The organism is Geminicoccus roseus DSM 18922, from assembly GCF_000427665.1.
In the GTDB taxonomy this organism is placed as follows: Bacteria; Pseudomonadota; Alphaproteobacteria; order Geminicoccales; family Geminicoccaceae; genus Geminicoccus; species Geminicoccus roseus.
This window is the reverse complement of record NZ_KE386572.1, coordinates 675,349-696,303: the sequence shown is the minus strand read 5'-3', so window position 1 is coordinate 696,303 and position 20,955 is coordinate 675,349. Positions and strand designations below refer to the sequence as shown.

Genomic DNA, 20,955 nt, shown 5'->3' with positions numbered 1-20,955 from the left:
GATCTTGAGAGGGACTCTTGAACTAGCCAGGAATGCTACGCCTGCGCGGCGTCGCCGTCATGGCCGGTCTGCGGCCATGACGGCGGCTCACCGGATCAGCCGGCGACGGTCTTGATGCGCGCGATCATCTCGTCGACCGCGTCTTCGACCGAGACGTTCTCGTTGACCACGCGATTCATCGCCTTGGCCCAGACGTTCTCGTTGTTGAGGATGGTGAACTTCCAGTTCTTGGTGAACTCGAAGGTCACCGTGCCGGCCTTGAACTGGTCATAGACCGACTTGCGGTGCGGATCCTCCTGCCAGAACGGGCTCTCCATGCCGTCCTTGGTCACCGGGAACCACCGGCCGAGCGAGCCCTCGACATAGGGCTGCAGGTTCTCGGGCTGCAGCAGGAACGCCAGGAACTCCTTGGCGCGTTCCTTGTTCTTCGACTGCTCGAAGATCACGCCGGTCTTGACCGCGGAGCGGTAGACCATCGGCGAGCCGTCCGGCTTGTTCGGGAAGCCGCGGGTGCGGATCAGCTCGTAGTAGTTGGTCTTCGCCGTGTCGCGCTCCTCTTCGGTGAGCGCCGGGTTGGTCATGTCGTCGAACCACTTGCCGGCGATCGAGATCGTGGCGTTGTGGGTCATCAAGGTCGTCTTGTTGTGGAAGGCGACGTTGTTGTCCGGGTCCTTCCAGGACGTCGCCGACGGCGGCACGCAGCCTTCCGTGTAGGGCGCCGTGTAGTCGGTCAGCGCGCCGATCAGGCCGTCGCGCACGCTCGGATCGTCGACCAGCAGCTTGCCCTCGTCGTCGACCATCTTGACGTTGTAGGCGTCGGCGAAGGTCAGGAAGGAGAAGAAGCTATCGGTCGAATCGACGCCCATCGGCTGGCCGATGCCGTAGGCGCGCTGGCCGGTTGCCCCGCGATAGCCGTCCTGGGCATCCGAGCACCAGAAGTTCCAGAAGCCTTCCCAGTCCTGCGGGATGTCGGATTCCTCGAAGCCCGCCTCCTTCAGCATATCGGACCAGATCTCGATATGCATGGTCTGCCGCTTGAGCGGGAAGGAGTAGTAGGCGCGCTCCTTGGTGGTATCGTTGTAGAGATAGGTGGTCGAGAGCGTGTTCTCGTCGAACCGGTCCTTCATCGGCTCGAGCACGTCCGTCAGGTCTTCCAGACGGTTCTCGAACGCCCACTTGGCGCCGACCTGGAAGTCGTAGCTGTCGGCGTAGGCGATGTCCGGCGGGGTGCCGCTGTCCAGGGCCGCCACCGTCTTCGGGATCATGTCCTGGATGGCGTACTGCGACAGCTCGATGGTGACGCCGGTCTTCTCCTCGAAGGCCTTGATCGCCTTGTAGAGGGCCTCGTCTTCCGAGCGATAGAAGCCCTTCACCCACCAGACCGTGAGCGTCTCCGCCGACCAGGCCGGCATGCTCGATGCGGCGAAGATGGCGGTGGCGCCCAGCAGAAGCGCGCGCTTCAGCACGGTTCGTCTCATATTCTGATGCCTCCCTGGGGCAAGCGGGTACCAGGTATTCCTGCCCTGCCTTGCCCTAATATATCAGTCGTTGCCGCACAAGCGCCGCCTCGACGCCATCCACCAACGCGGCCGCCGGAACCTGCGTTCTTCCCGTCCGACCGACGGTCAAAATCATCAGTGCATCGCAGATGGTCAATAGCGTGGATCGATCCATGGTCTGGAGAAGACAAGGCGGGGAGACCGCCGGGAGGAGGGAAGCACAAAAGAAGCCGGGCATCGGCCATGGCCGATGCCCGTGCGGAGGGAGGGAAAAAAAGGGTGGGCCGCGCGCAGCCCACCTCGATCCTCAGGGCTGAGGTAGCGTGTTCAGACCCTCGACCCTGACCGCGAAGTTGTTGCCGATGGCGCTCGCCTGGGAGATCGGGCGTCAGGTCGTTGCCGCCACCGGTGGCGGTGCTCTCGACCCGGGCGTTGATCGCTAGGGTCATGTTGGAGGTGGCCGTGAGAGTCGCCCAAGGGCCACGAAGCGCCGGCTCAGCCTGCGCGGCTTAACTGCAAATGGCCGATCATGGCGCCAGCGTTCTGTCGCCGCCTGTAGCGGAGGCTTAAGCTGCGGATTTCCGGCGCGCGAGGACGGCGGGAATCACCACGACGAGCGCTGCCATGACGAGGATGGTCAGGGTCAGCGGCCGGGTCAGCACGGCCAGCAGGTCGCCCTGCGCGATCGAGAGCGCCCGCCGGAGCTGCTGCTCGGCCATCGGTCCCAGGATCAGGCCGATGATGCAGGGGGCCACCGGGATGTCGATCCGGCGCATCACCCAGCCGACCAGACCGAACAGCAGGAGCAGGACCAGGTCGGTCACCGAGCGGTTCAGGCTGTAGACGCCCAGCGTGCTGAACACGAGGATCCCGGCATAGAGCAGGTGCTGGGGGATGGTGAGCAGGCGGACCCACAGGCCCACCAGCGGCAGGTTGAGGATCAGAAGGGCCAGGTTGCCGACATAGAGGCTGGCGATCAGCCCCCAGACCAGGTCGCCGCTGGTCAGGAACAGGAGCGGGCCCGGCTGCAGGCCGTATTCCTGGAAGGCCGCCAGGAGGATCGCGGCGGTGGCGGAGGTCGGCAGGCCCAGGGTGAGCAGTGGCACCAGCACGCCGGCCACCGCGGCGTTGTTGGCGGCCTCCGGCCCGGCCACGCCCTCGATGGCGCCCTGGCCGAACTCCTCGGGCCGTTTGCTCAGCTTCTTTTCCAGCGTGTAGGACACGAAGGTCGGGATCTCGGTGCCGCCGGCCGGCAGCGCCCCGAACGGAAAGCCGATGAAGGTGCCGCGCAGCCAGGGCTTCCAGGAACGGCGCCACTCGTCGCGGGTCATCCAGAGCGAGCCCCGCACGGCCTCGATCTCCAGGACGCGCAGGGAGGGGTGGGAAGCGATCCATAAGGCCTCGCCCACCGCGAACAGGCCCACCGCGACCACCACGATCGAGATGCCGTCGAGCAGCGTGGGGAAGCCCATGGTGAAGCGGGCCTGCCCGGTCAGGCTGTCGATGCCGACCACGCCGGCGGCGATGCCGATGAACAGCGAGAACAGCCCGCGCGACGGCGAGGTGCCGAGCATCGAGGAGACCGCGGCGAACGCGAAGATCGCGATGGCGAAATATTCGGAAGGACCGAACGCGATCGCCATGTTGGCGATGACCGGGGCCAGGAAGGTGAGCAGCACCGTGCCCATGGTGCCTGCCACGAAGCTGCCGATCGCGGCGGTGGCCAGGGCTGCGGCACCCCGGCCGGCCTTGGCCATCTTGTGGCCCTCGACGGCGGTGACGATCGAGCCGCTTTCGCCGGGCGTGTTGAGCAGGATCGAGGTGGTCGAGGAGCCGTACATCGCCCCGTAGTACAGCCCGGCGAACATGATGAACGCGCCGGTGGCGTCCAGGTAGGCGGTGACCGGGAGGAGCAGGGCGATGGTCAGGGCCGGGCCGATGCCTGGCAGGATGCCGACCGCGGTGCCCAGCACCGTGCCGACAAAGCACCAGCCGATATTGGCCAGGGTCAAGGCCTGGGCGAAGCCGCCCATGAGCTGGTCGAGCCCGCCCATCAGATCAGTCCACCCATCAGATCAGGCCGCCCGGCAGCAGGGTCGGCAGGTTCAGGCCCAGGCCGTAGCCGAGCGCAATGCGGGTCAGGATCGCCAGCGCCGCGGCCACAGCAAGGTTGAACCACCAGCGGCGGTCGCGGAAGGCGAGGGTGACCGCGAAGAACAGGACGGTCGACGCCACCACGAAGCCGGCGGTCTCGATCAGCATCATGTGGGCGACCAGCCCGGCGATGATCGCGGCGGCGGCCATCGGGTCCACCGGCTCGCCGTCGCCCTGGACATGGCGAGCGCGCCAGCCCTGCGCCGCCAGCCACAGCCCGACCAGGATCAGGCCGGCCGATGCCAGGCCCGGGAACAGGCGGGCGCCCACCCCGGCATAGGAAGCCGGCGCGGGCAGGCTGGCGGTGCCGATCGCCAGGGCCAGGCCGCCCGCCAGGGTAGCCAGGCCCAGCGCCATCAGCTCGCGGCCGCTACCCTGGTGTTCGTGATCCATCGTGGTCGCCTGCCGTCCTACTTGACCAGGCCGATCGACTTCAGGACCTCGGTGACCCGTTCATTCTCCTGGTCGAGAAACGCCGCGAACTCGTCGCCCGGCAGGTAGGCGTTCTCCCATCCCTTGGTCTGCAGGGTTTCCTGCCACGACTCGCTCTGGACCGCCGCGTCGACCAGCTCGATCAGGCCCTCGCGCTGATCGTCGCTGAGGCCCGGGGGTGCAAGGATCCCGCGCCAGTTGGTGAGCTCCAGGTCGATGCCGGTCTCGCGGAGGGTCGGTGCATCCAGGCCTTCGACCGGCTCGGGCGAGGAGACCGCGACCGCGCGCAGCGTCCCGGCCTGGATCTGCCCGATCCATTCGCTGATGCCGGAGATGCCGGCCGCGACATGGCCTCCCATCACCGCGGCCAGCGCCTCGCCGCCGCCGGAGAACGGCACGTAGTTGATCTTGGAGGGATCGACGCCGACCTTCTGCGCGATCAGTCCCGCCAGGATATGGTCGGTGCCGCCGGCCGAGCCGCCGCCCCAGGCGACCGCGCCCGGATCGGCCTTCAGGGCCGCCACCAGATCGTCCATGGTCTGGAGTTCCGACGAGGCCGGCACCACCACCACCTCGTACTCGCCGGTTAGCCGGGCGATCGGGGTGACCTGGTCGAGCTTGACCGGCGCATCGTTGGTCAGGATCGCGCCCACCATGACCAGGCCGCCGATGATCATCGCGTCGCCCTGTCCCTTCTCCCGCTCGACGAACTGGGCGAGGCCGATCGTGCCGCCGGCGCCCGGAATGTTCTCGACCGTGAGCGACCGGACCATGCCGGTGTCCGTCATCGCCGCCTGCAGCGCACGCGCGGTCTGGTCCCAGCCGCCGCCCGGGCCGGCCGGCGCCAGCAGCGTGATGCTCTCGAACTCTTGCGCCTGGGCGATAGCCCCACCGGCTCCCAGGCTGGTGGCGGCCAGGAACATCGTCGCCAACGTCATCCGACGCGACATGCGCACCAACATGGCTAGCCTCCTCGGCATTGTTCTTTGTCGTGATGCCAGTCGAGCATGTTCGCCCTGGGTCGGGGCTGCAAGCTCGTTCTCTCCCGGTGGCCTCAGGAGAACCGATGGCGAGCTTGAAGAAATTCTTGTCGCAGCCGGACATGACGCCGCCAGCCATATGTTGCGGCGCGGGAATGGGACGCCTAGGTTCCGCGCCGAATCCACCGACGGAAGAGGACGCTTCTCTTATGAAGCCGATCGATCGCCCGAATCGCCCCTTTTTCGGCTCCGGCCCGACCGCCAAGAGACCCGGCTGGTCCCTGGCCGGCCTGGAAGGTGCGATGCTCGGACGATCTCATCGTGATTCGGCTGCCAAGGCGCGGATCAACGAGGTGATCGAGCGCTCGCGCAAGCTGCTGGGCCTGCCGGACGACTACCGGCTGGGCATCCTTCCCGCCTCCGACACCGGCGCCTTCGAGGCGGCGATGTGGACCATGCTGGGCGCGCGCGGCGTCGACCTGCTTTCCTGGGAGAGCTTCGGCGAGGGCTGGGTGACCGACGCGGTCAAGCAGCTCAAGCTTGCCGACGTGCGCACGCTTTCGGCGGACTATGGCCAGCTGCCCGACCTGGCGGAGGTCGACGGCGCACGCGACGCGGTGTTCACCTGGAACGGCACGACCTCGGGCGTGCGGGTGCCGGACGGCCGGTGGATCGCGGACGACCGCCAGGGCCTCACCTTCTGCGATGCGACCTCGGCCGCCTTCGCCATGGACCTGCCCTGGTCCAAGCTCGATGTGACGACCTGGTCCTGGCAGAAGGTGCTGGGCGGCGAGGCGCAGCACGGCATGCTGGCGCTGTCGCCCCGGGCGGTCGAGCGGCTGGAGACCTACAAGCCGGCCTGGCCGCTGCCGAAGATCTTCCGTCTGACCAAGGGCGGTAAGCTGATCGAGGGCATCTTCAAGGGCGAGACGATCAACACGCCGTCCATGCTGGCGGTCGAGGACGCCCTGGATGGCCTGGCCTGGGCGGAGCAGGTGGGGGGGCTCCACGGCCTGATCCGGCGCTCGGAAGCCAATCTCGCCGCGATCAGCGCCTGGGTGGCGGAAACGCCCTGGGTCGACTTCCTGGCCGCAGGCCCCGCGACCCGCTCCTGCACCTCGATCTGCCTGAAGATCGTCGATCCGGCCGTGGCCTCCCTGTCGGCGGAGCAGCAGGGCAAGGTGGTGAAGGAACTGACGGGCCTGCTCGCCAAGGAGAAGGTCGCCTACGACATTGCCGGTTACCGCGATGCCCCTCCCGGCCTGCGGATCTGGGGCGGCGCCACGGTGGACGCCGAGGACACCAAGGCGCTGCTGCCCTGGCTGGACTGGGCCTTCGCCGAGGTCCGCTCCCGCCTGGGCGCCCAGGCGGCCTGAGCCGCCGCCCGATCCCGAACTCCTGATTCCTCTCGTCCCGGGAAAGACTTCGGCATGCCCAAAGTTCTGATCGCCGACAAACTCAGCCCCGCCGCCGTCGAGATCTTCCATCGCCGCGGCCTGGAAGCCGATGTGAAGGTCGGCCTCACCAAGGACCAGCTCCTCGAGATCATCGGCGAGTATGACGGCCTGGCGATCCGGTCCGCCACCAAGGTCACCGCGGAGGTCCTGAAGGCCGCTCCGAACCTGAAGGTGGTCGGCCGGGCCGGCATCGGCGTCGACAATGTCGACGTGGACGCGGCGACCGCCGCGGGCGTGGTGGTGATGAACACCCCGTTCGGCAACGCCACCACCACCGCCGAACACGCCATCTCGATGATGATGGCGCTGGCCCGCGACATCCCGGCCGCCGACCGCTCGACCCGCGCCGGCAAGTGGGAGAAGTCCCGCTTCATGGGCGTCGAGCTCACCGGCAAGACGCTGGGCGTGGTCGGCTGCGGCAATATCGGCTCGATCGTGGCGGACCGGGCCCGCGGCCTGAAGATGAAGGTGGTGGGCTTCGACCCGTTCCTGTCGGATGCCCGGGCCGAGGAACTGGGTATCGAGAAGGTCGACCTGGACGAGCTGTGCCGTCGCGCCGACGTCATCACCATGCACACGCCGCTCACCGAGCAGACCAGGAACCTGTTCTCCCGCGAGCGGCTGGCGTCGTGCCGGAAGGGTGTCCGGATCGTCAACTGCGCCCGCGGCGGGCTGGTCGACGAGCAGGCGCTGCACGACCTGATCGTGGAAGGTCACATCGCCGGGGCGGCGCTGGACGTGTTCGCGGTGGAACCGGCCAAGGAAAGCCCGCTGTTCGGCCTGGAGAAGGTGGTGGTCACCCCGCACCTGGGGGCCAGCACCACCGAGGCGCAGGAGAACGTGGCGCTGCAGGTGGCCGAGCAGATCGCCGACTACCTCCTGGACGGCGCCATCATCAACGCCCTGAACATGCCAAGCGTCTCGGCCGAGGACGCCCCCCGCCTGCGGCCCTACATGACGCTGGCCGAACAGCTCGGCAGCTTCGCCGGCCAGCTCACCGAGACCGGGCTGAAGGGCGCGACGGTCACCTTCGCCGGCCATGCGGCGACGCTCAACAGCAAGCCGCTCACCCAGCTGATCCTCAAGGGCCTACTCACGCCGTTCGCCGATTCGGTGAACATGGTGAACGCCCCGGCGCTGGCGAAGTCGCGCGGCATCCAGCTGACCACCGTCACCCATGAGCATGTCGACGGCTACCAGACGCTGATCACCCTGGAGGTCGTGACCGAGAAGGGGCCGCGCACGGTCTCCGGGACGCTGTTCCAGGGGGTGAAGCCGCGCCTGGTCGAGATCCGCGGCATTCCGATCGACGCCGAGCTGGCGGGCTGCGTGCTCTATGTGCGCAACCACGACAAGCCGGGCTTCATCGGCGCGCTCGGCAAGCTCCTGGGCGATGCCGGGCTCAACATCGCGACCTTCCACCTGGGTCGGGAGAGTGCCGGCGGCGACGCCATCGCCCTGGTCGCCATCGACCAGCCGGTGCCGGCCGAGGTCCTCCAGCAGATCTGCGCGCTCCCGCACGTCATCCAGGCCAAGCAGCTGAGCTTCTGAACCGGAAGCGTCATTGGGGAAGGGTGAAGCTCACGCAGGTGGTCGTACCCTTCCCGCCGCTCTCGCGCTCGACCTGGCCGCGGACCTGCCGGGCCAGCCCGTCGATCAGCCTCAGGCCCGAGCCGCCCGGGCGGCTCGGGTCGATTCCGCGGCCATTGTCGGCGACCTTCAGCCGGATCATGCCCTGACCGAAGCCGCACAGCTCGACCTGAACCGTGCCGCCGTTCTCGTCGAACGCGTGCTTGACGCTGTTGGTGACGAGCTCGTTGATGATCAGGCCGACCGGCACCGCATACTCGATCGGCAGGTTCAGCTCGTCGACCTTCACCTCGATGGTGACCGTATCCAGCGGCTTCTGGATGTTCCTCGTGAGCGCCCGCAGATAGGTGGGCAGGTGAACCAGCTCGCCGCCCTGGGTCGGCGCCAGCTGGTCATGGGCCAGCGACATCGCCCGGATGCTGTCCGCGATCTTGGCCAGCACATCCTTTCCTGCTTCCATGCGCGCCATCTGCAACGCGACCATCGACAGGATGGTCTGGAAGTTGTTCTTCATGCGGTGCTGCATCTCGTGCAGCAGCACCTCGTGACGGCGCACCTCGAGCGCAACCTGCGCGACAGCCTGCTCATGCTGCTGGTCCACCTTCTCGCGCCGTACCGCCGCCGCGATGATCGAGGCGACAGCCAGGAGGAAGTTCTCGGTATCCGGGCTGAACTCCCGGATCTTCGTGCTGTCGACCTCGACGACGCCCCAGGTGGCGCCATCGATCTGGACGGGCACGTTCAGGAGCGAGACGATCCCGTGTTCCCTCAGGACATTCGAGATCCGGAACTCCGTGTCCTGTCCGAGGTCGGTGATGACCACCGGCTGGCCGGTCTGGAAGGTCCGCCCAGGCGGCGAGGCGAGGTCGGTATCGAACGTCGCATGGCCGACTACCCCCGGTCGCCACCCGACCCCGGCCTCTACCAGCAGATCGCCGTTCACCGCCCGGTAGCGCATGAGCTTGACGTGGTTGATCTCCACGGCCCGTGCGACGAGCTTGACCGCCACGTCGAAAAAACTGCCCGCGCCGACCTTGCCGGTCGCGAGGTTGGCGAGTTCCAGAAGGACCTGCTGGTGGCGGCGCAGCTTTCGGACCTCGTCTTCCTTGGACATGCGCCGCCTCCTCCTGTGCCGGCAGGCCGCCGGACCCAGGCTTGCAACACCGGCCCCAGGGGTCGGGTTGCATGGCAGGAACGGAGGCTCCCGCAGGTCTCCTTTGTGTACACCCTTCACGGGGGCCACGCCCCCGGGCTAGAGCGGTCCCCACAAGCAGGGAGCATCGACGCATGACCGAACAACAAATCCTGGCGGACGGGCTGCGCTTTCCGGAAGGGCCGGTGGTGCTGTCCGACGGCTCGGTCGTGCTGGTCGAGATCGCCTCCAGCCAGATCACCAAGGTGGCTCCGGATGGCGGCAAGTCGGTGCTGGTGGCGGACTGCGGCGGGCCGAACGGGCTGGCGATGGGGCCGGGCGGCCTTCTCTACCTCTGCAACAATGGCGGGTTCGCCTGGAAGGAAGACGACGGCTTCCTGCACACGGCCGGCCAGGCACCTGATTACGCAGGCGGGCGGATCGAGACCGTCGACCCCGCGACCGGCGCCATCCGGACGCTTTACGACCGCTGCGGCGAGCACCGCCTGTGCGGCCCGAACGACATCGTGTTCGACATGCCCGGCTGTGGCTGGGAGCAGGGCTTCTGGTTCAGCGACCTCGGCAAGAGCCGCGCGCGCGACCGCGACCATGGCGGGGTCTACTGGGCGGCGGCCGATGGCAGCCGGATCATCGAGGCGGCCCACCCGGTGGCGGGAGGGGCCAACGGCATCGGGCTCTCCCCCGACGGGCGTACCCTCTATGTCGCGGAGACCGAGACCGCGCGCCTGTGGGCCTGGGACATCGAGGGACCGGGCCTGCTGCGCAAGGAGAAATGGCCGAGCCCGCATGGCGGCCGACTGCTCTGCACCATGCCTGGCTACGCCCGGTTCGACAGCCTGGCGGTCACGGCTGCCGGCAACATCTGCGTGGCGACGCTGGTGACCGGCGAGATCACCACGATCGCGCCGGACGGAAGGATCCTGGACCGGATCAAGTTCCCCGACCCCTGGGTCACCAACATCTGTTTCAGCGGCCCGGACATGCGCACCGCCCATGTCACCCTGTCGGGTACCGGCAAGCTCGTCCGCATGGCCTGGGCGGAGCCGGGCCTGAAGCTCGCCTACAACTGAGGCACCGTCCCCGCTTGCCAACCCCGGCGGTCAGAGGTACCAGACAAGCTCAAAACTAAACTCGACAGTTTAGTTTTGAGCTTGGGCTGTACCACTGGAGACGGAGCGGGGAGATGGCGGCGCAAGCAAGCCTCCGGGACATTGGCCGGCCGGAATGCGGGCTGCGCCTGATCCGGCATTTCCCTTTCGCGCGTGCCCGGATCTTTGAAGCCTGGACGCGGCCGGTGCTGGCGATGCGCTGGTGGGGGCCGAACGGCTACATTGCCACGGTCTGCAGCATGGATCCCCGGCCGCAGGGAACCTGGCGTGCCTGCCTGCGCTCGCCCGAAGGGGTCGACCACTGGATGCGCGGGCGCTTCTGCGAGATCACAGCGCCTGGACGGCTGTCCTTCACCTTGTCCTGGATCGAGAACAGCCAGGCGGGACCGGAAACGCTGGTCGAGATCGATCTGGACGACCGGCAGGAAGGGACGAGGATGACCTTCCGCCAGGCACCGTTTGAGAGCATCCAGCTTCGCGACGCGCAGCGCGACGGCTGGGCCGAATCCTTCGACCGGCTGGAGGACCATTGCCGCCATGGCTGAGATCGCTGTCCCCGGGCCCAAGGCAACGCGGCGGGAATGGATCGGGCTGGCCGTCCTGGCGCTGCCCTGCCTGCTCTATTCCATGGACCTGACCGTCCTGAACCTGGCGGTGCCCAAGCTTACCGCCGACCTCCAGCCGAGCGCCGCCCAGCTCCTGTGGATCGTCGACATCTACGGGTTCCTGGTCGCGGGCTCGCTCATCACCATGGGCACGCTCGGCGACCGGGTCGGCCGCCGCCGGGTGCTGCTGATCGGCGCGGCCGCGTTCGGGGCGGCCTCCGTGCTCGCCGCCTTCGCCAGCAGCGCCGAGATGCTGATCTTCGCCCGGGCGGTGCTTGGCCTGGCGGGAGCCACGCTGGCGCCCTCGACGCTCTCGCTCCTCCGCAACATGTTCCTGGACGAGCGCGAGCGGACCTTCGCGATCGGGGTGTGGATCGCCAGCTTCTCGGCGGGCGGCGCCATCGGTCCGGTGGTGGGCGGGGTGCTGCTGGAGTTCTTCTGGTGGGGGTCGGTCTTCCTGGTCGCGGTGCCGGTGATGGTGCTGCTGCTCCTGGTCGGGCCGGTGCTGCTGCCCGAGTATCGCGACGAACATGCCGGCAGGATGGACATCACCAGCGCGGGCATGTCGCTGCTCGCCGTGCTGGCGGTGATCTTCGGCGTGAAGCGCATTGCCGAAGAAGGCTTCGGCTGGCTGCCGGTGCTGGTCATGGCGGTCGGACTCGGCATGGGGCTCCTGTTCGTGCGCCGGCAGCGCCGTCTCGCCGACCCGCTGATCGACATGTCGCTGTTCCGTACCGCCGCCTTCAGCGCAGCTCTCGGCATCAACCTCCTGGCCCTGTTCACGGCGTTCGGCTTCTTCCTGTTCACCGCGCAGTACCTGCAACTGGTCCTGGACATGTCCCCGCTGGAGGCAGGGCTATGGTCGGCGCCGGCCGGTATCGCCTTCGTGGCGGGTTCGATGCTGGCGCCGCAGCTGGTGCGCTGGTTCCGGCCGAGCCAGGTGATCAGCGGCGGCCTGCTCGTCTCCGCCCTGGGCTTCGCCGTGCTGACCCAGATCGGCGGCCCGTATGCCCTGGCCGTGCTGATGACCGGCCTCCTGCTGTTCTGCCTGGGCCTGGCCCCGGTCGGGACGCTCACCACCGATCTGATCATCGGCTCCGTTCCCCCGGAGCGGGCAGGGGCCGCCTCGGCCATCTCGGAAACCAGCTTCGAGCTGGGCGGGGCGCTGGGGATCGCGGTGCTCGGCAGCATTGCCGCTGCGGCCTATCGCGGGTGGATGGCCGATGCGGTGCCGGCCGGCGTCCCGCCCGAGGCGGCGCTGGCGGCACGCGACACGCTGGCGGCCGCCCTGGTGGTGGCCGAGGAACTGCCCCTGGCCCTGGGCGCCGATCTGGCGGCAAGCGCACGCATCGCCTTCACCCAGGCGATCGACGTGACCTCGATCCTGTGCGCGGCGATGGCGCTGGCCGCGGCGGTCCTGGCTGCGATCCTGCTCCGCCGCCGGGTTCGGCCACCCGGGTCCGGCCACCCCGGCGAGGTTGCGGCCGAGGCGCTGGCGGTCGAGCCCGGCTGAGAACGAGCGGCGGCTGCTTCAGCCGGGCCGGCCGCCGCTCCGTCCCTGCGACGGGAACAGGAACTCGCGCCCGACCTTCACCCGATTGACCCCGTCATAGGCGATCACGTCGGCGGTGGCGTAGGTGTCGGTCCACTGGTCGGGCAGGTAGGAGCCGGTGCCGACCACGTCGATCGGGGCGCGCACCGAGGCCATCAGCTTGCATTTCTGCGGGCTGAACCCGGACGAGGCGATGATCCGCACCCGGGGATAGCCGGCCTGGTCCAGTTGCTCGCGCATGTACCAGATCGCCGCGGCGCTGACGCCGGTGCCGGTCAGCCAGCGCAGCTCGTCATGATTGCGGTAGGTTCGAATCGCCTCGGGCACATGGCGGTCCAGGACCGCATAGGATTCGGCGGTGTCCAGGCCTTCGATGAAGCGGCCGCCATGGGTGTCCAGCCGCACGGCGAGGTTGCCGGATGCAGCGAGATCGGGGAAGCGCGCGCAGACCGCCAGCGTGTCGGTGATCTCCTGGCCGAAATAGTCGACCAGCACGGTGAGCGGCAGGTCGGGGAAGGTCTCGTGGAACATCTCGGCAGCGCGCAGCGTGCTGCCCGCATAGCCGATCAGGGCGTGCGGCATGGTGCCCGTACCCTGGGGCTGCCCGAAATAATGGGCGGTGGCGTCCACCGCGTTGCCGATGAAGCCCACCGCCCCGGCCCGCCGCTTGGCCTCGGCCGACCCGACCGAAGCGGCGTACGCCATCATCTCGGCCATCTCGGCGCCGGCGCAGTGGCGGGCGTCCATGGCGAGGAAGCCGACCTTCGGCAGGTCGGTGCACATGTTGTAGGCGTTGAACGCTGCCACGCAGCAGGGCCCCAGGCGCTGCAGGAGGATCGTCTCCAGGTCCACCAGGCCTGCCAGGGAGCCGGACAGGTACATCATCGGCTCGCCCGCCCCGACCCAGTCGCCTTCCTTGAAGCGCTGGTCGATCTCGATCTCGACCCCGCGATCGGCCAGCACCCGGGTCAGCCAGTCCAGCGCCAGGCGGGGCGCGAACAGGACGGGACGGCGCATGAACACCGCATAGGTGACGGGGACGTCCCCGAAATGGTCCACCACCGCCTTGGTACGGAGGAAATACTTGTCGGTGAACCGGGCGATGTCGCCGTTCGTTGGTCCGGACATGGCGTTCGCTGGCTCGCGGTCGGTGGAAGGAGCGGCGCCCAGAGGCGCCGGTTCGTCGGGGGCCATCGCAGGTCTCCTAGCCGGCGGGGCCGAGGCAGGCGGGAAAGGGCATGACGCCGGTCAGCTCGCGACCCGCATCAGCTCGCGCTCTTCCTTCAGGGCCCGCGCCATCAGGAACGCCAGCTCCAGCGACTGCTGCGCGTTCAGCCGGGGGTCGCAATAGGTGTGGTAGCGGTCGGACAGGCCGGCCTCGGTGATCGCCTGGGCGCCGCCCAGGCATTCGGTGACGTCCTGTCCGGTCATCTCCAGATGCACGCCGCCGGCATGGCTGCCCTCGCTCTTGTGGATTGCGAAGAAGCTGCGCACCTCGCTCAGGATCCGGTCGAACGGCCGGGTCTTGTAGCCGCTGCCGGCCTTGATCGTGTTGCCGTGCATGGGATCGCACGCCCAGACCACCTTGCGGCCCTCGCGCTGGACCGCCCGGATCAGCGGCGGCAGGTGCTGGTCGACCTTCTCGTGGCCCATCCGGGCGATCAGGGTCAGGCGTCCGGGCTTGTTGTCCGGATTGAGGGTGTCGCACAGGCGGAGCAGGTCGTCGACCGAGGTTGTGGGGCCGCATTTAAGGCCGAGCGGGTTGGAGATGCCCCGGCAGAACTCGACATGGGCGCCGTCGAGCTGGCGGGTGCGGTCGCCGATCCAGACCAGATGCGCCGAGGTGTCGTACCAGCGGCCGCTGGTGCTATCGACCCGGGTCATCGCCTGCTCGTAGCCCAGCAGCAGCGCTTCGTGGCTGGTGTAGAAGCTGGTGCGCAGGATCTCGGGATTGTTGGCGTCGGTGATCCCGCAGGCGCGCATGAACGCCAGCGATTCGGTGATCCGATCGGCCATGTCCTGGTAGCGAGCACCTTCCGGGCTGTTGCCGACAAAGCCCAGGTTCCATGCCTGGACCCGGTCGAGCGAGGCATAGCCGCCCTGGGTGAAGGCGCGCAGCAGGTTGAGGGTGGCGGCGGCCTGGGAATAGGCCTGCAGCTGGCGCCTCGGATCAGGCGTCCGCTGGTCCTTCTGGAAGGCCAGCCCGTTGACGATGTCGCCACGATAGGCAGGCAGCGTCTCGCCATCGATGGTCTCGTCCGGGGCGGAGCGAGGCTTGGCGAACTGGCCGGCGATCCGGCCGAGCTTCACCACCGGCAGGCCGGAGCCGAAGGTCAGCACCACCGCCATCTGCAGGATGACGCGCAGCGTGTCGCGGATCTTGTCGGCGGTGAAATCGGCGAACGCCTCGGCGCAATCGCCGCCCTGCAGCAGGAAGGCCCGGCCCTCGGCGACGTCGCCGAGCTTCTGGGTCAGCTCGCGCGCCTCGCCGGCAAAGACAAGCGGAGGATAGCCCGCAAGCTGGCCCTCGACCTCGGAAAGGACGGCCTCGTCCGGAAAGGTCGGCATCTGCTGGGCGGTCTTCGAGCGCCAGCTCGACGGGGTCCAGGTCGCGGCCATGTTCGTTACTCCTAGCCCTCGAATGACAAGTCAGCCTCTGAAGGGCTGGTACATCGTGACGAATTCTTCTGCCGCGGACGGATGGACTGCAACCGTATCGTCGAAGTCGGCCTTGGTCGCACCGGCCGTCATCGCGGTGGCGAAGCCCTGGATGATCTCGGCGGCATCCGGCCCGACCATGTGGCAGCCGAGCACCCGGTCGGTCTTCCGGTCGACCACCAGCTTCATGAACACCCGGTGGGCATGCTGGCCGAGCGTGGTGCGCATCGGCTTGAAGTTGGCCTTGAAGATCTCGACGTCGTAGCCCTCGGCATGGGCGCGCACCTCCGAAATCCCGCAGGAGGATGCCTCGGGGGCCGAGAAGATCGCGGTCGGGATGGTGTCGTAGCGGACGGTCTGGATGCGGTCGTTGTAGAGCCGCTCGGCGATCGCCCGTCCTTCGGCGATCGCGACCGGGGTCAGGTCGTGCTGGCCGCTGTCGATGCCGTTGCCGCCATGGTCGGAGCAGTCACCCACCGCCAGCACGCCCGGCACGCTGCTCTGGTAGGCCTCGTCCACGCAGATGGCGCCCTCGTGGTCCATCCGGACGTCGAGCTCTTCCAGGCCGATGCCGCGGGTCTTGGGCTGCGGACGGCGGCCGGTGGCGTAGACCACCATGTCCACGGTGAGCGCCGGCTCGATGCCGTGCAGGCGCAGGCCGTCGCCGGCGCGCTCGATTCGCTCCACCACGCTGCGCGAGCGGATCTCCAGGCCGGAGGCGCGCATCTGGTCGGTGAGATGGCGGCGCAGATCCTCGTCGAAGCCGCGCAGAGGCTCGTCGCCGCGCAGGATCAGGCTGGTCTGCGCGCCGAACCCGTTGAAGATGCAGGCCAGCTCCACGCCGATATAGCCGGCCCCGATCACCGCCACCCGCCCGGGCAGGTCGTAGACGTTCTCCAGGACCTGGTCGGAACTGACCACGTGCTCGATCCCGGGCACATCCGGGAAGAACGGGGTGGCGCCGGTCGCGACCAGCACCCGGCGGGTATTGAACATCTCGCCGCCGGCATCGACGATGAAGCCGTCGGCCTGGCGGGAGGCGATCCTGGCGCGCGCCTTGACCACCTGGACCCCGGCGCCGTCGAGCATGCCCCGGTAGATCGCCTCGAGCCGGGCGATCTCGCGGTTGCGCGCCTCCAGGAAGCCGCGAAAATCATGGCGGACCTCGCCGAACGACCAGCCCATGTCCCGGGCCATCGCCAGCTCGTGCGGCACGCCCGCCCCGTAATGCATCAGCTTCTTGGGCACGCAGCCGCGGATGACGCAGGTACCCCCCAGGCGCGAGTCCTCGGCCAGCGCGACCTTGGCGCCATGGGAAGCGGCGCGGCGTGCACAGGCGACGCCGCCCGACCCACCACCGATCACGAACAGGTCGAGCTGGCTCAATGCCTCTACCTCGCGCTTGGGGGATCTTGGGTGGGCTTACGGGGTGACGCCGATCCCACCGAGGCTGACGTACTTCAGTTCCAGATAGTCGTCGACGCCGTACTTGCTGCCTTCCCGGCCAAGCCCGGACTGCTTCACCCCGCCGAACGGAGCGACCTCGGTGGCGATCACGCCGTCGTTCACGCCGAGCAGGCCGACCTCCAGCGCCTCGGCAACCCGGAACACCCGGCCGAGGTCACGGGCATAGAAGTAGCCGGCGAGCCCGTAGTCGCTGTCGTTCGCAAGCGCGATCACCTCCTCTTCCGTCTCGAAGCGGAACAGCGGTGCCACAGGCCCGAAGGTCTCCTCGCGCGCGATCTGCATGTCCATGTTGCAGGCGGACAGAACGGTCGGCTGGAAGAACAGCCCACCCAGCTGGTGGCGCTCGCCGCCGGTGAGCACCGCGGCACCCTTGGCGACCGCGTCCTTGACGTGCTCCTCGGCCTTGTCGAGGGCGGCGGGCTCGATCAGCGGGCCCATCTGGGTGCCGCTCTCCATGCCGTTTCCGACCTTCAGCGCGCCCGCGGCCTCGGCGAACTTCTTGGCGAACTCGTCATACACGCCGGCCTGGACGTAGATCCGGTTGGTGCACACGCAGGTCTGCCCGGCATTGCGGAACTTGCAGGCGAGCGCGCCCTGCACCGCGGCGTCGATGTCCGCGTCGTCGAACACGATGAACGGCGCGTGGCCGCCCAGCTCCATGCTGACCTTCTTCACCGTATCGGCGCACTGCTTGAGCAGGATCTTGCCGACCTCGGTGGAGCCGGTGAACGAGATCTTGCGGACCTTCTTGTTCTCGGTCAGCTCGCCCGCGATCTTGCGCGCCGAGCCCGTCACCACGTTGAACACGCCCGGCGGGAAGCCGGCGCGCTCGGCCAGCTCGGCCAGCGCCAGGGCGGAGAAGGGGGTATAGGTCGCGGGCTTGACGACCACGGTGCAGCCGACCGCCAGGCCTGGCGCCGACTTGCGGGTGATCATCGCGTTCGGGAAGTTCCAGGGCGTGATCATGCCGCACACGCCGACCGGCTGCTTCATCACCATGATGCGGCGCGACGCTATGGTCTGCGGGACGAGGTCGCCGTAGATGCGCTTGGCCTCCTCGGCGAACCATTCCAGGAAGGAGGCGCCGTACACGATCTCGCCGCGGCTCTCGGTGAGCGACTTGCCCTGCTCGCGGGTCATGATGATGGCGAGGTCCTCCTGGTTCTCGATCAGGAGGTCGTACCACTTGCGCAGGATCTGGCTGCGCTCCTTGCCGGTCTTCTGCTTCCAGCTCTTGAAGGCCTCATCGGCGGCCTCGACCGCCCGGCGGGTCTCCGCCTCGCCCATGTCGGGAATGCTGCCGAGGCGCTCGCCGGTGGCGGGATCGGACACGTCGATCGTCTTGCCGCTGTCGGCGCCGATCCACTGGCCGCCGACATAGGCCTGCTCCTTGAAGAGCGACGGGTCGCGCAACAGGTTGCGGATGTCTTTCAGGGCAGTTGCCATCGTCTCTCGAGCTCCCGAACCCGCTTTGGCGTCTTCCTTCGAGCGTCCGGCCCGTCGGAGCGCAGAAATGCGATGCGTCGCCCGAGAGCGACGCGGTCCTCAGGATATAGGGAGCCTGTCCGCCCGGTAAAGGCGGCGCGGGGCGTCTGGCTCAGTCAGCCTTCTGGATCTGGTCGTAGACGAAGCCGGACGTGGCGCCGGAAAGGGCGCCGATGCCCACCGAGCCCAGCCAGTTCCCGCCGAACAGGCCGACCACCGCGCCGGCGGCAGCGCCGGTAGCAGCACCGGTGGCGGTCCGCTTGCCGGTGGTCTGGTCGACCGCGCAGCCGGCGACACCCAGCCCCGCCAGCAGCATCGCGACCGCGCCGATCCGGTGAAGCCTGGTCATGGTCCTGTTCCTTCGTGAAGGGGACGGGGGTCACACGGCCAGATCGAGGCCGCGGCACGCCAGAAGCCGTCCACGGCCGTCTGGCTGCCCGTCTGCGGGTTGCTCCGGCCATAGGCGACGATCGCCCGGCGGATCTCGTCGAGGCTGGGCACCGGCTGGGCGCAGGCCCAGGGCTTGATCGCCTGGGCCTCCACCAGCGAGGCATAGAGGCTGCCGTTGCCGACCAGCCAGCCCCGGCAGAACTGCGCGGCCTCGACTTCCTCGGCGCCGCACACCGCCACCAGGTCCTGGAAGCTCCGCATCCGGTAGGCTTCGGTGTCGACTGGAGCGGCCCCGGCTGTGCCGGAAGCTGCCGCCAGGATCATGCCTGCCGCCCATAGTCTGCGCATTCCCGGTCGCTCCCTTCCGCCCTGAAAGGCGTCTTCGCCCGCTGCCCGGCGTCCAAGCATATAGGCCGTGGCCGGGCAGCCGGCCATCCCGGACCGCCCGGCCGACCCGAAGGCCAGAGGCCGGTGCCCGGGCGCCGGGACTACCATCAGCCGGCCAGACCGCGCGCCACGAAGGTCGACATGCGGCGGCCGAACGCCGCCGGGTCGGGCAGGGTCTCGCCTTCCACGATCCGCGCCTGGTCGAGCAGCAGCTCCGCCAGGTCGTTGAAGTCGGGATTGTCGTCCTTGGCCAGGGTCGCCAGGCGACGGACCAGGTCGTGGCGGGGGTTCAGCTCCAGGACCCGCTTGGTCAGGCTGTCCAGCTGGTTGTGGCTCTTGAGGAACCGCTCCAGCCGCATGTCCATCGCGTCGTCGCCGGCAACCAAGCAGACGGCGCTCTGGCGCAGCCGCTTGCTTTCCCGCACGTCGGAGACCTGATCGCCCAGGGCGACCTTCAGCTTGGCGATCAGCCGGCCCAGGTCGCCCTGGTCCGCGGCCTGTTCCTCGGCCTTCTCGGGTTCGTTCGTGTCTTTCTCCACGGCGGAAAGGTCCACGTCGCCCTTGGCCAGCGACTTGACCGGCTTGCCGCCATGGCTGGTGACCTGCTCCAGCCAGAACGGGTCGACCTGGTCGTCCAGGAGCAGGACCTCGACGCCCTTGGCGCGGGCCTCCTCCAGCTGCGGGCTGTTGCGCAGGGCCGCCTGGCTCTCGCCGGCGATCACGTAGATCGCTTCCTGGCCGGGCTTCATCCGCGCCACGTACTCGTCGAGCGAGACCCAGCCGTCGGTGGAATGGGTCGAGCGGAACCGGGCCAGCTCCAGGAGCCGCTCGCGGTTCTCCTGGTCCTCGTAGAGGCCTTCCTTCAGGACAGCGCCGAAATTGCCCCAGAACGCCAGGTAGCTGTCCTGGGCCTCCTTGTCCTCGGCCTTGGCCTTGTTCTTCAGCTCGTCGAGGATCCGGCGGACGATCGCCTTGCGGATCTTGGGTACCACGCTGCCCTGCTGCAGGGTCTCGCGGCTGACGTTGAGCGGCAGGTCCTGGCTGTCGATGACGCCGGACACGAAGCGCAGGTAGCGCGGCAGCAGGTTCTCCATGCTGCTCGTGATGAACACCCGCTTGACGTAGAGCTTCACGCCATGGGCGCGGCGCGGGTCGTAGAGGTCGAACGGCCGGGTGGAAGGCACGAACAGCAGGCCGGTGTACTCGAGCAGGCCCTCGGCGGTGAAATGCACCCGCGCGAACGGCTCGTCGAAGGCGTGCGAGACGTGGTGGTAGAATTCCTTGTACTGCTCGTCGGTGATTTCCGACTTCGGCCGGGTCCACAGGGCCGAGCCCTCGTTGATCTGCTCAGGGGCCGAGGGCTCGTCGCCTTCCTGGTCGGCCTTGATCAGCCGCAGGCGGATCGGCATCGCCACATGGTCGGAATGGGTGCGCACGATCCGGCGCAGCGTCCATTCCTCCAGGAACTCCTTGGCGTCGTCCTTCAGGTGCAGGGTGATCGCGGTGCCCCGCTTGAGCGCCTCGGTCGGCGACTCCTCGATGGCGAAGCCACTGCGGCCGTCGGAGGCCCAGACCCAGGCGGAGCTCTCGCCAGCCCGCCTGGAGGTCACCACCGCTTTGTCGGCGACCATGAACACCGAGTAGAAGCCGACGCCGAACCGGCCGATCAGGTCGACGTCCTTCTTGGCGTCGCCGGTGAGCAGCTCCGCGAACCGGGCGGTCCCTGAGCGGGCAATGGTGCCCAGGTTCTCGGCCAGCTCCTCGCGGGACATGCCGATGCCGTTGTCGGCGATGGTAAGCAGGCCGTTCTTCGCGTCGGCCAGGATGGTGATCTCGAGATCGGGATCGGTGCCGAGCAGCTCCGGCCGGCTCAGGCTTTCGTACCGGAGCTTGTCGCAGGCATCCGAGGCGTTGGAGATCAGTTCCCGCAGGAAGATCTCGCGGTCCTTGTAGAGGGAGTTGATCACCAGATCGAGAACACGGCCGACATCGGCCTCGAACGGCTGCATCGTGTCGCTCATCGCCTTGCTGTTTCAG

Annotated in this window: 17 protein-coding genes; 5 read left to right on the top strand and 12 right to left on the bottom strand. The window is 68.2% G+C overall.

Annotated features, from left to right (window positions below; genetic code table 11):
- Positions 1–95: 95 nt before the first annotated feature.
- The 4 genes from GEMRO_RS0104635 to GEMRO_RS0104620 form a co-directional block, all read right to left on the bottom strand.
- On the bottom strand, positions 96–1,478 hold the full coding sequence (locus GEMRO_RS0104635) for an ABC transporter substrate-binding protein (RefSeq protein WP_035484751.1): 1,383 nt from the start codon (positions 1,476–1,478) through the stop codon (positions 96–98).
- Between the two features lie 587 nt (positions 1,479–2,065).
- Positions 2,066–3,553 carry a tripartite tricarboxylate transporter permease gene (locus GEMRO_RS0104630; protein ID WP_027133078.1) on the bottom strand — a complete coding sequence of 496 codons (1,488 nt, stop codon included), beginning with the start codon at positions 3,551–3,553 and terminating at the stop codon, positions 2,066–2,068.
- 16 nt (positions 3,554–3,569) lie between these two features.
- Entirely contained in the window at positions 3,570–4,046 is a 477-nt protein-coding gene (locus GEMRO_RS27570; protein ID WP_051328688.1) for a tripartite tricarboxylate transporter TctB family protein, read from the bottom strand.
- 17 nt (positions 4,047–4,063) lie between these two features.
- On the bottom strand, positions 4,064–5,017 hold the full coding sequence (locus GEMRO_RS0104620) for a Bug family tripartite tricarboxylate transporter substrate binding protein (RefSeq protein WP_407645419.1): 954 nt from the start codon (positions 5,015–5,017) through the stop codon (positions 4,064–4,066).
- Positions 5,018–5,274: 257 nt separating this feature from the next.
- Between GEMRO_RS0104620 and GEMRO_RS0104615 the strand changes: the two genes are divergently transcribed.
- The gene (locus tag GEMRO_RS0104615) at positions 5,275–6,441 is read left to right on the top strand and encodes a phosphoserine transaminase (protein ID WP_027133076.1); all 1,167 of its coding nucleotides are present in this window, start codon (positions 5,275–5,277) and stop codon (positions 6,439–6,441) included.
- Between the two features lie 54 nt (positions 6,442–6,495).
- The gene (serA, locus tag GEMRO_RS0104610; protein WP_027133075.1) at positions 6,496–8,073 is read left to right on the top strand and encodes a phosphoglycerate dehydrogenase; all 1,578 of its coding nucleotides are present in this window, start codon (positions 6,496–6,498) and stop codon (positions 8,071–8,073) included.
- 10 nt (positions 8,074–8,083) lie between these two features.
- Here the strand turns inward: serA and GEMRO_RS0104605 are convergent, their stop codons facing one another.
- Entirely contained in the window at positions 8,084–9,226 is a 1,143-nt protein-coding gene (locus tag GEMRO_RS0104605; RefSeq protein ID WP_027133074.1) for a sensor histidine kinase, read from the bottom strand.
- 173 nt (positions 9,227–9,399) lie between these two features.
- Here GEMRO_RS0104605 and GEMRO_RS0104600 point away from each other — a divergent pair, with 173 nt between their 5' ends.
- From GEMRO_RS0104600 to GEMRO_RS27565, 3 genes are all read left to right on the top strand, one after another.
- A complete protein-coding gene (locus tag GEMRO_RS0104600) occupies positions 9,400–10,335 on the top strand; it encodes an SMP-30/gluconolactonase/LRE family protein (RefSeq protein ID WP_027133073.1) in 936 nt (311 codons plus the stop codon).
- A 113-nt stretch (positions 10,336–10,448) separates the two neighbouring features.
- A complete protein-coding gene (locus GEMRO_RS0104595; protein WP_035484748.1) occupies positions 10,449–10,919 on the top strand; it encodes an SRPBCC family protein in 471 nt (156 codons plus the stop codon).
- The gene (locus GEMRO_RS27565; protein WP_084506537.1) at positions 10,912–12,492 is read left to right on the top strand and encodes an MFS transporter; all 1,581 of its coding nucleotides are present in this window, start codon (positions 10,912–10,914) and stop codon (positions 12,490–12,492) included. The genes GEMRO_RS0104595 and GEMRO_RS27565 overlap by 8 nt, the downstream gene beginning before the upstream one ends.
- Positions 12,493–12,510: 18 nt before the next feature.
- Here GEMRO_RS27565 and GEMRO_RS0104585 read toward each other — a convergent pair whose 3' ends face one another.
- The 7 genes from GEMRO_RS0104585 to htpG all read right to left on the bottom strand — a co-directional run bounded on the left by GEMRO_RS0104585 (position 12,511) and on the right by htpG (position 20,939).
- Positions 12,511–13,725: a nicotinate phosphoribosyltransferase gene (locus GEMRO_RS0104585; protein WP_027133071.1), complete on the bottom strand. Its 1,215-nt coding sequence runs from the start codon at positions 13,723–13,725 to the stop codon at positions 12,511–12,513.
- Positions 13,726–13,779: 54 nt separating this feature from the next.
- Positions 13,780–15,150, bottom strand: a complete 1,371-nt coding sequence (locus tag GEMRO_RS0104580) for a class II 3-deoxy-7-phosphoheptulonate synthase (RefSeq protein WP_027133070.1) — start codon at positions 15,148–15,150, stop codon at positions 13,780–13,782.
- Positions 15,151–15,180: 30 nt separating this feature from the next.
- The gene (gene gorA, locus GEMRO_RS0104575) at positions 15,181–16,575 is read right to left on the bottom strand and encodes a glutathione-disulfide reductase (protein ID WP_027133069.1); all 1,395 of its coding nucleotides are present in this window, start codon (positions 16,573–16,575) and stop codon (positions 15,181–15,183) included.
- Between the two features lie 36 nt (positions 16,576–16,611).
- Positions 16,612–18,102, bottom strand: coding sequence for an NAD-dependent succinate-semialdehyde dehydrogenase (locus GEMRO_RS0104570; protein ID WP_027133068.1), 1,491 nt, complete (start codon positions 18,100–18,102; stop codon positions 16,612–16,614).
- A gap of 151 nt (positions 18,103–18,253) precedes the next feature.
- Entirely contained in the window at positions 18,254–18,490 is a 237-nt protein-coding gene (locus GEMRO_RS0104565; RefSeq protein WP_051328687.1) for a hypothetical protein, read from the bottom strand.
- Entirely contained in the window at positions 18,487–18,879 is a 393-nt protein-coding gene (locus GEMRO_RS0104560) for a Rap1a/Tai family immunity protein (protein WP_157505454.1), read from the bottom strand. The genes GEMRO_RS0104565 and GEMRO_RS0104560 overlap by 4 nt, the downstream gene beginning before the upstream one ends.
- A 146-nt stretch (positions 18,880–19,025) precedes the next feature.
- Complete coding sequence (gene htpG, locus GEMRO_RS0104555) at positions 19,026–20,939, bottom strand: molecular chaperone HtpG (RefSeq protein WP_027133065.1); 1,914 nt, start codon at positions 20,937–20,939, stop codon at positions 19,026–19,028.
- Between the last annotated feature and the right edge of the window lie 16 nt (positions 20,940–20,955).

Coding starts and splice junctions, on each gene's coding strand:
- GEMRO_RS0104635 (WP_035484751.1), bottom strand. CDS start 1,478: ATGAGACGAACCGTGCTGAAGCGCGCGCTTCTGCTGGGCGCCACCGCC.
- GEMRO_RS0104630 (WP_027133078.1), bottom strand. CDS start 3,553: ATGGGCGGGCTCGACCAGCTCATGGGCGGCTTCGCCCAGGCCTTGACC.
- GEMRO_RS27570 (WP_051328688.1), bottom strand. CDS start 4,046: ATGGATCACGAACACCAGGGTAGCGGCCGCGAGCTGATGGCGCTGGGC.
- GEMRO_RS0104615 (WP_027133076.1), top strand. CDS start 5,275: ATGAAGCCGATCGATCGCCCGAATCGCCCCTTTTTCGGCTCCGGCCCG.
- serA (WP_027133075.1), top strand. CDS start 6,496: ATGCCCAAAGTTCTGATCGCCGACAAACTCAGCCCCGCCGCCGTCGAG.
- GEMRO_RS0104605 (WP_027133074.1), bottom strand. CDS start 9,226: ATGTCCAAGGAAGACGAGGTCCGAAAGCTGCGCCGCCACCAGCAGGTC.
- GEMRO_RS0104600 (WP_027133073.1), top strand. CDS start 9,400: ATGACCGAACAACAAATCCTGGCGGACGGGCTGCGCTTTCCGGAAGGG.
- GEMRO_RS0104595 (WP_035484748.1), top strand. CDS start 10,449: ATGGCGGCGCAAGCAAGCCTCCGGGACATTGGCCGGCCGGAATGCGGG.
- GEMRO_RS27565 (WP_084506537.1), top strand. CDS start 10,912: ATGGCTGAGATCGCTGTCCCCGGGCCCAAGGCAACGCGGCGGGAATGG.
- GEMRO_RS0104585 (WP_027133071.1), bottom strand. CDS start 13,725: ATGGCCCCCGACGAACCGGCGCCTCTGGGCGCCGCTCCTTCCACCGAC.
- GEMRO_RS0104580 (WP_027133070.1), bottom strand. CDS start 15,150: ATGGCCGCGACCTGGACCCCGTCGAGCTGGCGCTCGAAGACCGCCCAG.
- GEMRO_RS0104570 (WP_027133068.1), bottom strand. CDS start 18,102: ATGGCAACTGCCCTGAAAGACATCCGCAACCTGTTGCGCGACCCGTCG.
- GEMRO_RS0104565 (WP_051328687.1), bottom strand. CDS start 18,490: ATGACCAGGCTTCACCGGATCGGCGCGGTCGCGATGCTGCTGGCGGGG.
- GEMRO_RS0104560 (WP_157505454.1), bottom strand. CDS start 18,879: ATGCGCAGACTATGGGCGGCAGGCATGATCCTGGCGGCAGCTTCCGGC.
- htpG (WP_027133065.1), bottom strand. CDS start 20,939: ATGAGCGACACGATGCAGCCGTTCGAGGCCGATGTCGGCCGTGTTCTC.